This window comes from Alkalihalobacillus sp. FSL W8-0930 (assembly GCA_037965595.1).
Taxonomy (GTDB): Bacteria; Bacillota; Bacilli; order Bacillales; family Bacillaceae_D; genus Alkalicoccobacillus.
Window position 1 is genome coordinate 862,631 of sequence record CP150183.1, and the last position, 13,814, is coordinate 876,444.

Consider the following 13,814-nt stretch of genomic DNA (forward strand, 5'->3'; position numbering starts at 1 on the left):
TATTGGAATAAACAAACACTAATTCAGAAGTATAGCCTCATGCAGCTTTCCATAACCTAACCTAATGAATAGACTCCTTCGGGTGCTAGGAGGGTTAGTATGAGAAGGCTGTTATGGTTGGTTTTCGTTATTTGTTTTTTTATGTTCATGCTCGATTCTCCCATTTCCACTGCTAAAACGAAGGACCGGTACGATTATGAGCAGACGGGGAAGGCGATCTGGGATATTCCTACAACAAAACCGTTAATTGCTTTAACATTCGATGACGGGCCACATCCGGTGTATACAGAGAAGATTATGGAGATTCTTGATCGATATGATGCAAAAGCAACGTTCTTTGTCACGGGAGAGCAAGTTGAGAAGCTACCAGATGTCGTAAGAAAAGCAGCTGATCACGGACATGAGATCGGGAACCATACGTACCACCATGTTCCACTCTTTGGTATTTCGAAATCAGCCTTACGTTCTGAAATCAAACAGACTGAGAAGTTAATTGTTGAAACGACGGGTGTTCATCCTCGTTTATTCAGGCCGGTTGCAGGCTACTATGATGATGTCATTATTGAAACGGCTGCAGAAGAGCAATATCAGGTGATTATGTGGTCGTGGCATCAGGATTCAAGGGACTGGGCTAACCCGGGTGTAGGAAGCATCATTCGAAATGTCCTGCCAAATGTTCACCCTGGAGATATTATCTTATTTCATGATGCAGGTGGGAAGAGGGTTCAGACTGTACAAGCGCTAGAAGTCATTATTCCAGCGTTAATAGAAGATGGGTATGAGCTTGTGACCGTTTCTGACTTAATTAAGCTGACAAATCATTGGACTTTATTTGAACATTTATAAAAGTATTGAGGTTTGGTGCAGGATTTTATAAGATTAAGTCGAATGCACTCATAGAGAAATTGGAGGGGAAAGACCTATGGCACATCAGTTATTCGACTATTTAGATAAAGAACAGGATCGACTTAAGTCCAAAAAATCACCTGTTGAAGAAAGAGAATACCGTTTTTATCAGGTGGTAACCGAGCTTTTTGAACAAATTGATAACGCTTTAAAACCAGCAATTGACAAGAAACAGCTTGAAGTAAGCGATGTTTCCGTTGGACCAAATCGGTTTAATGTCATTGGAAAACAGATTAAGGTATACGGCAAAAAGCCAGTTATTCTTTTGCCGGATGTAACAGGCAGTCAACGTGGTGAATATAAGATCTCCATTCAGAACGGGGCAACAGTTCTGCAAAGTACATATTTCTTCTATGATGATGGAAAATGGAAATCAACTCGTCACGAGTTTGGTGGAGTACAAAAGGCTGAACTGAACGAAGAAACATTTTTAGATCTACTTTTGATATTTATACGCTAATTCACGCGCAGCCGAACCGAATGTTCTGGCTGCGTTTTTTTGAGACGAGACCAGTTGAACAAGACACGCCCTATTCGCATATTTATGAAGATACAATTTGAGCGAATAGGATGGGTGATGATGGGAACATCTTCAGGAAAAGACTATATTAAACGCATTGATGCTCTCCAAAATGTGATCTGGCTAAATGGAGAGAAGGTAGGAGGAAACGTCTCAGAACATCCTGCTTTTCATGGGATTATTCAAAGCAAAGCTGCTCTTTATGATGAGGTCCAGCAACACCCAGATCTACTAATGGACCAGACTGAACAGTTTAATTTTGCTTATGAAATCCCAAGGACCAAAGAGGACTTAAAGAAACGTGGGATGGCAATCCGTAAGTGGGCTACACAAACAGCAGGAATGCTTGGGAGATCGCCGGATTATGTTAGTTCTGCTATTATGGCGATGGCAGCATCCTCCACTTTTTTTGGAACGTATCAACAGAACATGGATCGCATTTTTCAAGAAGCGAGAGAAAAGGATTATACGTTTACGCACACCTTCATTAATCCTCAGGTTAGCCGAAAATTTTACTGGCCGGATGGGGATGACGAGACGATCATTGCTGCAAAAGTAATAGACGAAACAGAAGAAGGCATTGTTATTCAAGGAGCGAGAATGTTAGCTACTCAAGGCGGATTAACCGATCAGCTACTTGTTTTGCCTGCAGGAAGTTTCACTGATTCTTCGTATTTGTTTGGGTTTTGCATAGCATCAAATACACCTGGTCTTTCTTTTGTATGTAGACCTTCCTATGCTGAAGGCACAACGTCGTTTAACGATCCACTTGCCTCTCGGTTCGATGAGGGAGATGCTATGGTCCTATTCGATCATGTGTTAGTGCCATGGGATCGTGTTTTTCTCTATGGAGACTCAGATGCGGCAGCTGTGATAAAAACAGAAACGGGAATGGAAGCCTTTTTGTTATATCAATCAGCAAACAGGCAAATAGCAAAAACAGAGTGGATGCTTGGAATTGCTCAACTGATGGCTGAGAGTCTAGTCGTTACCGAATATCAGCATATTCAGGAGAAAATTAGTGAGATCGCAATGGCTCATGAAATCATGAAAGGGTTTGTTCTCGCTGCCGAGGAGGAAGGGAAAGTGAACGCCCGAGGCTTATTCGTTCCAAACGGGCTAAAGCTTAAGATGGCATTTCATTATTTCCAAAAAGCGTATCCAAGACTTACAGATATTCTTACGCTTATTGGTGCCAGCGGCTTGATTGCGATTCCTTCAGAAAAGGATTTTCAATCGGCAATTGAACCAGCCCTGTCAATGACGTTACGAGGGGAAAAGATAACAGCTGAAGACAAGGTGAAGCTTTTTAGATTGGCATGGGATTTAACCATGAGTGCATTCGGATCCAGACAGACGTTATATGAACAGATGTTTTTCGGTGACCCAATCCGCACCCCTGTTTCTTTATACGCTTCGTACGATAAAGAAGTAGCAAAAGAAAAAGTTGCATCCTTTTTAAACATCGAACTAGAAGAAGAGTAGAAGTGCAAACGCCTCAATCCTTTGGGGCGTCTTATTTTATTTGTTATAATAAAAAGAATGTTCTGTAATAAAAGGAGAGGTGTTAATTGTTGAAAGAAGACTATCATATAGCTGTACCAACGGCTTTTAGCGACAATGAAGAGTTGGATATCAAACATACGCTTGAACATATAAGTAAGCTTGCAGGACAAGGTGTACGTTCGGTCCTTGTCTGTGGTTCAACAGGCGAACAGCATAGTCTCACACTTGAAGAAAAGCTACTTTTAGTTGAAGCGCTTGAAGCGTACCCTCTTACTCGCGAAATGGAGGTTATATTTGGTGTTTCATCCGTTAGGCAAAGAGAGGCTGTTCGTTTAGCTGAAGCAATTAAGCATACATCAATCGCTGGAATTATGCTTGGGTTTCCTCCATATATAAGGCCGAGTCAGGAGGAGGTTGCGCTCTATGTGGAAGAGGTCGTTAAAGCAGGACAAAAACCAACGATCTTATATAACAACCCATTGAGAACAGGGTTTGATCTTGAGGTAGATACCATGATTCAACTTTTTAACACATATGATCAAATCTTTGGATTAAAAGAAGCAGGGAATAAAACGCAGAATGAATTAGCGGAAATCATAGACAGTTGTCATGGGATAAAGTTGTATGCGGGTGGCGAGATGGAGCTTCATCTCAAACTCAGGATTGGCTTCAACCGTCTTTCCTCTATTGCCGGAAATGTGTACCCGATTGACGTGCACGAGTGGTTTATTCGATTACTTCATAATAAAACTGACGCACAGAAGGATATTAACATGCAACAAATGCTTCACTCATTTTATGAGCAAGGCTCACCGATTGTAACGATTAAAACCCATCTACATAAGCAAGGTCTTGGTGCAGGAGTCTGCAGGAGCCCTCTAGGCCAATTTAAATAGGCAAGCTCATCATCTTTTCTGGCATCTCGTTCCTCATGTATGTTTCAAGCAAATGGTCATACATATAAAGTATTCAAACATTAGGAGGATGAGATGACTCAGACTGAGCGCACCATTCAAGTTCAAGGAGAATCAGTTCTATCCATTCGGCCGGATCAGCTTTCTATCACACTCGGAGTAAAGACGGAGAACCAATCCGTTCAGCAAGCTCAAACAGAAAATGCAGATGCGATTCAAGCGATTATCCAGTCACTTATGTCTTTAGGGATACACGGAGATCAAATTCAAACGGTGGTTTATCAGGTCGACCCTCAATATGACTACGTTGATGGAACACAAGTGTTTCGAGGCTATCTTGTGACGCATCTTTTGGAAATCACCGTTACCGACCTTACCTTAGCTGGAACCATCATTGATCAAGCTGTAACAAATGGGGCAAATAGTGTTTCTGGCACTCAATTTACACTTGGAAACACCGCTCAAGCAACACGTCAAGCATTGGATCAAGCGATGAATGATGCGTATCAAAAGGCACAAGCTATCAGTCGTACTCTTTCCGTACCGCTTGATCCTATGCCGGTGTGGGTGCGGGAGATTCCGGTTCATGAACCTGGTGTCGTTCGTCCGTTTGCAATGTTTGATGCAGCCTCGTCTACCTCCATCCAACCTGGGTTAGTTGATATCAAGGCAGTCGTTGAAGTGCTGTTTAAATATGGTTAAGTTGATCCGATACGAATAAAAAGAGCAGGCGTGCTATACTAACAATGGATACATTATAGACAGATAGGATGGAGAGACTACATGATTAAATTAATTGCCATTGATATTGATGGTACGCTACTGAATGATAAGCACGAGGTAACAGACGAAGTGCAGCAGGCCTTGCACGCAGCGAAACAAAAAGGAGTCAAGGTCGTATTATGTACCGGAAGACCCATTGGTGGTGTGAAGCAATACCTAGATGCACTAAACTTAACGGAAGACGGAGACTTTGTTATTGCTTATAATGGGGCATTGGTTCAAAATGCACATACAAACGAAGTCGTGTCTGAGCTTACGCTTGAATATAAAGACTTACAAATGATTTACAACATTAGTAAAGAGCTAAATTCACCAATGCATTACTTCGATTCGGCGAACCTGTATTCACCTAATCGCCAAATTAGTGAATATACAGTACTGGAATCTTACCTCACAACCGTTCCACTAAGCTACATGCCTGTTGAAGAGGCGCCAGAGGACATCATTATTCCTAAAATGATGTTCATTGATAAGCCGGAAGTATTAGATCAAACCATTGCCCGTATCCCGGCAGAGATGAAAGATAACTACATGCTTGTGAAAAGCTCACCGTTCTTCTTAGAAATCTTAAATCCAAATGTAAGCAAAGGAAATGCTGTGAAGCTGCTTGCTGAAACATTAGGAATTAAACAAGAAGAAGTGATGGCCATTGGCGACAATGGAAATGATGTAACGATGGTCCAATTCGCTGGGTGTGGAGTTGCCATGGGTAATGCGATTCCTGAATTAAAGGAAGTAGCTAACCATGTCACAGCGACAAACAACGAAAACGGTGTAGCCAAGGCCATTAACGAATTTGTGCTTTAGTAACTAAATGAAACATAGATGAAGCTGGGACATAACACAAAACTAATATGAAAATGGCGAATGATTTAACAATCAAATCATTCGCCGTTTGTATTTTTTACAAAACGAGCGGAAGGAGAACCCGAGACTCCTGTGGAAAAGTACGCGGTGAAGACACTGCAGCAGCGTCTTTCCGCGAAAGGGATTCTCCAGTAGCGGATGCATTGCTATGTTTAAGTTCTCGTAGGTGAACTGATGTTTTGTCCCGGCCTCTAACTTATTTTCATAAAACTAGCGGAAATATCTACTTCGAACGACTTTAAGTAGCCAAACCGCATCCTTACTATGAAGTAAAAGGAGAGATTCTGTGAAAGGGGTAGAAGTCATCCGAGCCATTCAAACCACACTTAAACTATTAGCGATCTTTGTGTTAGGGTATCTTCTCTTTTCACTAGAAGATCCTACTCGTGGTGTAACGGGCATGTGGTTTTTGCTTATTGTGATCTGTTTTACTATTTACTTTTTATCTAAGATTACTAGAAACATTCGAAACCAAAGCAGGGGTGGATAACAATGATTCATCATATTGAACTGTACGTATCAAACGTAGAAGAATCAAAAGCATTTTGGGGTTGGCTTTTAGAAGATTTAGGTTATACGTTATACCAGGAATGGGACGAGGGCTTTAGTTTTAAGCAAGATCACAGCTATATTGTCTTTGTTCAAGTAGAGCCACGTTTTATAGAAGAAGGATACCATCGTAAACGAATTGGGTTAAATCATCTTGCATTTTTCGGTCGCTCCCGTGTACATATTGATGAATTAACCAACTCATTACAAGAACGAGGCACGCGTCTCTTATATCAAAATACTCACCCCTATGCTGGAGGAGACAAGCACTACGCTGTTTATTTTGAGGATCCAGATCGAATAAAGGTTGAAGTTGTCGCTCCTTGACAGGTTTTAATTTCTTCTAAGCGGGTACTTAATTTTTATCTATTAAATGAACGTTTCCCGCGTATTACTAGTCATAATCTAGTAAAACACTGCATAAACTATAGTGTTGAAGAATAAAAAGGAGTGAGTAATGTGAGATCATTATTTGTGCATGTCTTTCATCCTCTGTTTGTGAAGCTATTCGAAAAAGAGATTGAGCAACATGAAATGATTTTGCATGATGACCTTGGCCCAAAAAGCTAAGGTTTTTTTGTTTGTAAAAAATAGTTTCGGGAAAAGATCTGTAACGATAAAGGGGGCCAATCGAGTGAGTGAGAAGAATGCAACAGCATATGATCATGTGATTGAGCAAATAGAAGAAGCTACAAAGCGAATGAAAATCGATCCAATCATTGAGGACTTTCTTAAGACCCCAAAACGGGTGGTACACGTTGCATTTCCAGTTGAACGTGACGACGGTTCAACGACTTTATTTCAAGCCTACCGTTCTCAACATTCTGATGCACTAGGTCCGTATAAAGGAGGGTTGCGGTTTCATCCTGATGTCGATCTTGAGGAAACAAAAGCTTTATCAATGTGGATGAGCTTTAAATGTGCATTAGTAGAGATCCCACAAGGGGGAGGAAAAGGTGGAGTGGTTTGCGATCCAAGTGAATTAAGTGATCGCGAAATTCGCAGAGTCAGCCGGGCATTCATGGAAGCAATGGGCGATCTTGTCGGTCCAACTCAGGATGTTATGGCTCCTGACGTCAATACGAATCCAACAATCATGGGTTACATGATGGATACATATTCTAAGCGTCAGTCCGGTTTTATTCCTGGCATTATTACAGGAAAGCCATTAATTCTCGGTGGATCTGAAGGCAGAAATCAGGCTACTGCACAAGGGGCCGTTTATCTGATTGAACGAATGTTACAGGACTTAGATATGAAGGCTGGTTCAACCACGGTTGCCATTCAAGGGTTTGGCAATGGTGGCCAGATTGCGGCCAGACTTCTGTACGATCTAGGATGTAAGGTCATTGCAGTGAGTGATTCCAAAACCGCCTTATACAATCAAAATGGGTTAGATATTCCGAAGGCACAAGAAGCGAAGGAAAACGGAGATCTCTCTTCTTATGGTGAGGATGATTGTATGAGCTCACCAGACGAATTACTTTACGTGGAAACGGATATTTTAGTGCCAGCAGCTCTTGATGGCGTGATCCACGAAAACAATGTGAAACAAATAAAATCTCAGTTAATTGTTGAACTTGCAAACGGTCCTACGACTCCTGCTGCAGAAAAAGCACTGGTAGAACAAGGTGTGCGTATCATACCTGATATTTTAGCAAATAGTGGAGGTGTCATTGTTTCTTATTTAGAAACGGTTCAAAACCAAATGAATTATTATTGGGAGGAAGAGGAGATCCTCAAGCAATTAAAAGATCGTGTGATTACTAGCTATGAAAAAGTAGTGCAACGCGCTGAAACATATGAGACAAGCTATCGCACAGCAGCTATGATTACAGCAATTGAGCGTTTGCAGGAAGCGATGATTGCAAGGGGCTGGCTATGATGTTTGTCTTTACGATAGACGGGGTATTTTGATAAGAGTACTTACTTTTTATAACTGAAAGGAATGACTAAATAAAATGAAGGTTTTAGTAGTAGGAGCAAATGGACAAATTGGGAAGCAAGTAGTAGAAAAGATTCAAAAGGAAGGTAAGCACACAGCTAAAGCAGCCGTTCGTAAAGAAGAGCAATTATCTCAATTTCAAGATCTAGGAGCTGAAACAGCCCTAATTGATCTAGAAGGTAGTATTGATGATATCGCAGAAGCTGCAAAAGGAACAGATGCTGTCATTTTTGCTGCTGGATCAGGTGGACATACTGGTGCAGACAAAACCATTTTAATTGACTTAGATGGCGCGATAAAAACAGTGGAAGCAGCTAAACAAGCAGGTGTGAAGCGTTTCTTAATGGTCAGTGCGATTGGGGTTCACAGACGTGAGAATTGGAGTAGTGAAATCCAGCACTATAGCGCGGCGAAGCACTATGCAGATGTATGGCTTGAGTCAAGTGGTCTTGACTACACAATTGTGCGTCCAGGAGGACTGACAAACGACGAGGGCACAGGCAAGGTTGTTGCAGCGAAGGATCTCGATCGTGGGTATATTCCACGCGAAGACGTAGCGAACACACTTGTTGCAGCACTTGACGAAGAGTCTGTTATCAATAAAGGCTTTGACTTGGTGTCGGGTGAATTATCCGTTGAAGAAGCACTAAAAGAAGTATAAGTTGTATCTGAAAACAGGTAAACAGCGGTGCTGTTTACCTGTTTTTTTATGTGGTCGGATCCTTAACAAGTAGAGATGAATTGGTTTTCTTAAGGTGCTCCAACCGCTGTGTAAGCGATCCTGTATGAAATTCAATAAGGTGTCCATCAGGATCACGCACATATATGGATTCCCCCTCACTAGATGGATCACGGCTTCTCCCTGGAACGACATTCGCCTGAAGCGAGTTGAGTGTATCATGCATCTGATCCATGTCCTCTGGCTTCATAGAAAAGGCAACATGTGAATACGAGTCGTAGATGTCATCTCGCCTAATATCAGTTTGAAGATTCAATGCAATCCAGATACCACCCGCTTCAAAATACGCGGTTTTCTCTCCTAACACAACGGGTGAAACACCTAAAAGAGATGAATAAAATGGTACAGACCGTTCCATGTTTGAAACAGAAAAAGTAATATGGCCAAGTCCTTGAATCATGATATCACTCCTTTATTTTAGGCTAGCATAAACGTTTAAGGAATAAAATAGAAAAAAGAGTCATTTTATGCGTATGAAGAATGAAAAATATAAAATATTTATAAAAGATTACGGATTTTAGATTAATTTTGTGAGAATTGTGGTATTAAATAGAATAAAAATGATCGTAGCAGAGGAGAGATGTTTGGTGCTCATTGATCAAGAGTTATTTCTTCAAGTCATTCGAGATTTCGAAGAGAAGCTTGACAGGCGTTTAACGAAAGACGAAATTGAGTTACTGTATACCGTCCTCCAAACGAAGAATTGAATAGAATAATCTTGGCGATAACGGACACGGCTTCTACTAAGAAGGCCGTTTTTGTTTTGGTTGCGTTTACAAAGAATTCATAAAAATAAGATCTAAGATTCACATTTTATCAAACATTACAAGGTAGCATATATATAAAAGCTGAATATATGAGGCTATTCGGAGGTGACTGACTGTGAAGATTCTTGTGACGAATGATGATGGGATCTTCAGTCCAGGAGTAGCAGCCTTAGTAGAAGTACTGCAGCATTTTGGAGAGATTTTTGTCGTGTGTCCTGATCAAAAGCGTAGTGGCATTAGTCACTCTGTTACATTACGACAGCCCCTTAAAGCAACGGCAGTGAAGGCGTTTGGAGACAGTGTGAATTCTTGGGCGGTGAAAGGAACGCCTGCAGATTGTATTAGACTTGCACTGGACGTGCTTATGGATGAAAAACCTGAAATTGTTATTTCAGGTATGAATATTGGCGCAACAATCGGACGAGATATCTATTATTCGGGTACCATGGCGGCAGCATCAGAGGCGTCTCTCTACCAAGTCCCTGGTATGGCAATCTCAATCGACCATTTAAATGATTCAGAAATCAAGTTTCACAAACCAAAGAATTTACTTTATGGATTACTTGAAACGATGTTTGCTGAACGTCTTCCTCGGAATGTCTTTTATAATATCAACGTCCCTTATTTAGAAAAAAAGGATTGCAAGGGAGTCTATCCTGTCGCGGCCGATAGTAGTGTAAGTCGTTATAATTATGTGGAGCTTAACGATCCAGATGGATTTGTCTACTATTGGGTAAAAGATCGCCTAAATCAGCCAGTCATGTATCAAGATGGATTGGATTTTTCAAAATTAAAAGAAGGCTACATCACTATTTGCCCAATTGAAGGCATGGTCACACAGAGGAAGCAGTTAAAGCGATTAGAGAAATGGTTTCCGCCCTTAAATGAATCTCAATAAAAACAGGGAACGAGCGAATGATCCTTTAAAGGACATTCGCTTTTTTGTGATGTGGCTTTGTAAAAGGTTTGTAATGAATGTGTAAATCGACACAATCAGACATAAGGATCTACTAAACTATTGAATAGTGAGTACATAAAAGGAGGATAAGTAGCAGATGAAAAAAGCACAGCTAAAGCTATTAATAGCCTGCACGGTTTTTACTTCAGTTGCCTTCATGCCTACAGCATTCGCTGAACAAGAAAGTGAAGCAGTTCAGACGGAAGAAACGGTTGAATCAACGGAAGTAGAAGAAGCAGAAGAAGTTGTAGAAACAGAAGTCGTTACAATAGAAGATGAACGATTAGCGGAAATACTTCTTGAGCAAGTCGAAGCGAATGGGTTCGAAGAGTTAACAACAGAAGCCATGGAGAGTATCACTGAACTGAAAGCAACAGGTATTGGTATCTCTAAGTTAACTGGACTCGAGCATGCAACAAATCTTATCACGTTAAACCTCTCGGAGAATCATATCTCTGATTTATCACCACTACAAGACTTAACAAAGCTTGAAGATCTGAAGCTAGAATCAAATCAGGTGAGAGATGCCAGTCCGCTTTCAGGCTTAACGTCTTTAAAGAAATTAAACCTACGTACGAATAGTGTAAAGGATTTAAATCCATTGCAGCCCCTTGAACAACTAGAGAAGTTAGATGTACGTGAAAATGGTTTATCCTCAATTGATGTAGTTGCTTATTTTCCAAAACTAAAGGAGCTAAACCTTAGGGAGAATGCCGTAACGGATCTTGAACCGATCAGAGGTTTAACTGAGCTTGTTGAGTTGAATCTTCATACAAATCACGTCCAAGATCTTGATCCTTTACGTGAGCTAGTAAAGCTCGAAGTCATTACGATGAGACGAAATCAGATTTCAGATATCTCAATTCTAGCTAATTTACCGTTACTAAAAGATCTAAACCTACGTGATAATCAGATTACCTCTATTGAAGCGTTACGTAATCATCAGTTTTTAACAGTTCGCTTAAATCTACGAGATAACCCAGGGCTAACAGACTTTTCACCGGTTGCTTCGTACTATGATCAAATTGAAGATGTAGACTTCGTTATTCCGGCTGATAGCGGGAAGGACTTTGAAGATCTAGACCTTAAAGACGGTGAGGAGAGAATAGCCATCCTTACCAAACGTTTTATTGAAAACAACCGCTATATCCAAGATCCTACGGTTCGTAACCAAAAGTTCAGTTTAATTGAAAGCAGTCCTTTTTCATTCTATCGTGGTTCAGCACATCTTTTCTTTGAGGATGCAGCAGAGGATGGATTGATTGTACCGAGTTCATGGGCGAGTGCACCAGTGGACACGTGGATCACTGGAGATTTTCACGTCGAGAACATCGGATTCTATGGAAATGGTGATCGTCAGGCGATCTTTGATTTTAATGACTTTGATGAAGTAGCGGTTGCGCCGTATTACTACGATCTATTACGGTTTGGGACAAGCCTCTATTTGTTAAATGATGTAGCTCCTGCTCTTCAACTTGATAAAGAAACAATGAATGATACCCTTCATATATTTACAACGTACTATCAAGATGCATTAGAAGACATCATAAATCAACAAGTAGATGTTCAATCGTTTCAATTTACAGCAGATCAGCTTTCAGGATTTGTTGGAAATCATGCAGCAGACCTAGCCTCACTTGATCCGTTTTCAGAGCTTGGACGCTGGACACAAATCGTTGATGGAACAAGAACATTAGATCCTTCCAATGCTCGTTTGGCAGAGGTGACTGATGAGGAACGCGCGGAGCTTGAGAATGATTGGAGCGCTTATGTAGAAGGTATTGATGCTGCGATTCTGGATGAAGTCGGAGAGGATTACTTTGCGATTAAAGATATTGCGAGAAGAACAGATGCTGGATTAGGCAGCCTTGGCACAGAAAGATATTATGTATTGATTGAAGGAGCAACAGCTGGTCAACAGGATGATGTTATTTTAGATGTGAAGTCACAGCTTCCTTCCGCAGTGGATCGAGCAGGTGTAGGCAAGACATCATCGTATCCAAACCATGCTGATCGTACGATTGATGGAATGTCAGCACTCCATAACAATCCAGACATTCATTGGGGTAGCTTAACAACAGACAAGCATTCCTATCTTGTAAAGGAACGTTCGGCATTTAAGGATGAATTTGACCAATCTTCGTTTAGAAATGCTGATGACTTTGATTCATACCTGTTCTATAGTGCGAAAGCGTCTGCCTATGCGCATACGAGAGCAGCGAACAAAATTGGTAACACTCAGTTTGCTCAAACGGCGCATACACTTATGAATCAAGACACGTTCCAACAGGAATTTGCTGACTTGTCCTTCCAGTACTACGGACAAACATTAAAGGACCACCAAAACTATCGCACCCTTTATAATGCAGGGGCTTTAAGTGATGAAGCATTTGAGCCAATTGAAGAACCAACACCGCCACCAGCGGGAGAGGAGCCACCCGGAGGAGAACCAACACCGCCACCAGCAGGAGAAGAACCACCTGTAGAAGAGCCGACACCGCCACCAGCGGGAGAGGAGCCACCAGGAAAGAATCCAACTACGCCACCAATAGTGGAGGCTCCAAAAGGTGAGGACCCACCAAAGTCTAATGGTGGGAATTCAACGGTTACGCCTGGTCAGAAGGGATCGAATCAATCAAACGATAGCACGAAGACTCCTAGCAAAACGGAGCAGCCAAAACCATCTGCTTTAGGAGGACTCCTTCCAAAAACAGCTACAGAAACGATTTTGTATCTTGCATCTGGATTAACTCTAGTGGTCATTGGAGTAGGATTGTACATCACTCAACGTAGAAAGAAAGCGAATGTGAAGTAAGAGGTTTACGAAGGCCTGCCGTGGATAACGGCGGGCTTTTTTTCTCAAAAAGATAGCTGCTTGACAAATGAAACAAATAGGAACATAATGCAGACATAAACACGGACAATTGTTATCCGGGTTAGTCGTTATTAATAGATTTTCTAGGGGGAGTTTCTATGAATAATTTAAACAAGTATTTTGACCTATTTGACCAGTCGCGCGCGAGTGAGCAGGCTTTCGAAGAATTAGTCAGTCTTTTCTCTGAAGATATTACGTTTGTTTTAAATGGTCATAAAAAAGAGGGCATCCATAATTGGAGAGCATTTGTAACAAAAATCTACGAAGAAAACGTAGATTTGAAACATATGTTTGAAGGTTGGTTACCGGTTGAAGGAACAGAAACCTATCAAACAAATTGGGCTATTTGTGGAAAACATAAATCGGGAAAAGTGTATACCCAAACAGGTAAAGATATTGCAAAACTAAATGAACAAGGTGAAATTTGTTACTTAGAAAATATGCCAGATAACACAGATTTGTTTAAGGGATACTAAAGGAGTGAG

General features: G+C 41.1%; 14 protein-coding genes. 13 read left to right on the forward strand and 1 reads right to left on the reverse strand.

The annotated features are described in order from the left end of the window. Window positions 1-99: 99 nt before the first annotated feature. The 10 genes from NSQ54_04625 to NSQ54_04670 all read left to right on the forward strand — a co-directional run bounded on the left by NSQ54_04625 (window position 100) and on the right by NSQ54_04670 (window position 8,651). Window positions 100-846: a polysaccharide deacetylase family protein gene (locus tag NSQ54_04625; GenBank protein ID WYP27395.1), complete on the forward strand. Its 747-nt coding sequence runs from the start codon at window positions 100-102 to the stop codon at window positions 844-846. A 76-nt stretch (window positions 847-922) separates the two neighbouring features. Then, the gene (locus NSQ54_04630; protein ID WYP27396.1) at window positions 923-1,366 is read left to right on the forward strand and encodes a hypothetical protein; all 444 of its coding nucleotides are present in this window, start codon (window positions 923-925) and stop codon (window positions 1,364-1,366) included. Between the two features lie 120 nt (window positions 1,367-1,486). Further along, window positions 1,487-2,911: a 4-hydroxyphenylacetate 3-hydroxylase N-terminal domain-containing protein gene (locus tag NSQ54_04635; GenBank protein ID WYP27397.1), complete on the forward strand. Its 1,425-nt coding sequence runs from the start codon at window positions 1,487-1,489 to the stop codon at window positions 2,909-2,911. Between the two features lie 86 nt (window positions 2,912-2,997). After that, window positions 2,998-3,828 (forward strand): dihydrodipicolinate synthase family protein, encoded by an 831-nt coding sequence (locus tag NSQ54_04640; protein ID WYP27398.1) that lies wholly within the window; start codon window positions 2,998-3,000, stop codon window positions 3,826-3,828. A 93-nt stretch (window positions 3,829-3,921) separates the two neighbouring features. Further along, the gene (locus tag NSQ54_04645) at window positions 3,922-4,548 is read left to right on the forward strand and encodes an SIMPL domain-containing protein (protein ID WYP27399.1); all 627 of its coding nucleotides are present in this window, start codon (window positions 3,922-3,924) and stop codon (window positions 4,546-4,548) included. 81 nt (window positions 4,549-4,629) lie between these two features. Beyond that, entirely contained in the window at window positions 4,630-5,436 is an 807-nt protein-coding gene (gene yidA, locus NSQ54_04650) for a sugar-phosphatase (protein WYP27400.1), read from the forward strand. A gap of 346 nt (window positions 5,437-5,782) precedes the next feature. Beyond that, window positions 5,783-5,986, forward strand: coding sequence for a hypothetical protein (locus NSQ54_04655; GenBank protein ID WYP27401.1), 204 nt, complete (start codon window positions 5,783-5,785; stop codon window positions 5,984-5,986). Between the two features lie 2 nt (window positions 5,987-5,988). Further along, window positions 5,989-6,372: a VOC family protein gene (locus NSQ54_04660; GenBank protein WYP27402.1), complete on the forward strand. Its 384-nt coding sequence runs from the start codon at window positions 5,989-5,991 to the stop codon at window positions 6,370-6,372. 307 nt (window positions 6,373-6,679) lie between these two features. After that, on the forward strand, window positions 6,680-7,930 hold the full coding sequence (locus NSQ54_04665) for a Glu/Leu/Phe/Val dehydrogenase (protein WYP27403.1): 1,251 nt from the start codon (window positions 6,680-6,682) through the stop codon (window positions 7,928-7,930). Between the two features lie 76 nt (window positions 7,931-8,006). Continuing rightward, the gene (locus NSQ54_04670; protein WYP27404.1) at window positions 8,007-8,651 is read left to right on the forward strand and encodes an SDR family oxidoreductase; all 645 of its coding nucleotides are present in this window, start codon (window positions 8,007-8,009) and stop codon (window positions 8,649-8,651) included. Between the two features lie 46 nt (window positions 8,652-8,697). On the opposite strand, the gene NSQ54_04675 is transcribed toward NSQ54_04670, so the two are convergent. Then, entirely contained in the window at window positions 8,698-9,129 is a 432-nt protein-coding gene (locus NSQ54_04675) for a VOC family protein (GenBank protein WYP27405.1), read from the reverse strand. Between the two features lie 482 nt (window positions 9,130-9,611). On the opposite strand from NSQ54_04675, the gene surE reads away from it, so the two are divergent. The 3 genes from surE to NSQ54_04690 all read left to right on the forward strand — a co-directional run bounded on the left by surE (window position 9,612) and on the right by NSQ54_04690 (window position 13,805). Beyond that, window positions 9,612-10,394 carry a 5'/3'-nucleotidase SurE gene (surE, locus tag NSQ54_04680; protein ID WYP27406.1) on the forward strand — a complete coding sequence of 261 codons (783 nt, stop codon included), beginning with the start codon at window positions 9,612-9,614 and terminating at the stop codon, window positions 10,392-10,394. 157 nt (window positions 10,395-10,551) lie between these two features. After that, on the forward strand, window positions 10,552-13,269 hold the full coding sequence (locus NSQ54_04685) for a DUF2252 family protein (protein WYP27407.1): 2,718 nt from the start codon (window positions 10,552-10,554) through the stop codon (window positions 13,267-13,269). 158 nt (window positions 13,270-13,427) lie between these two features. Next, entirely contained in the window at window positions 13,428-13,805 is a 378-nt protein-coding gene (locus NSQ54_04690) for a nuclear transport factor 2 family protein (GenBank protein ID WYP27408.1), read from the forward strand. The last annotated feature ends 9 nt before the right edge of the window (window positions 13,806-13,814 follow it).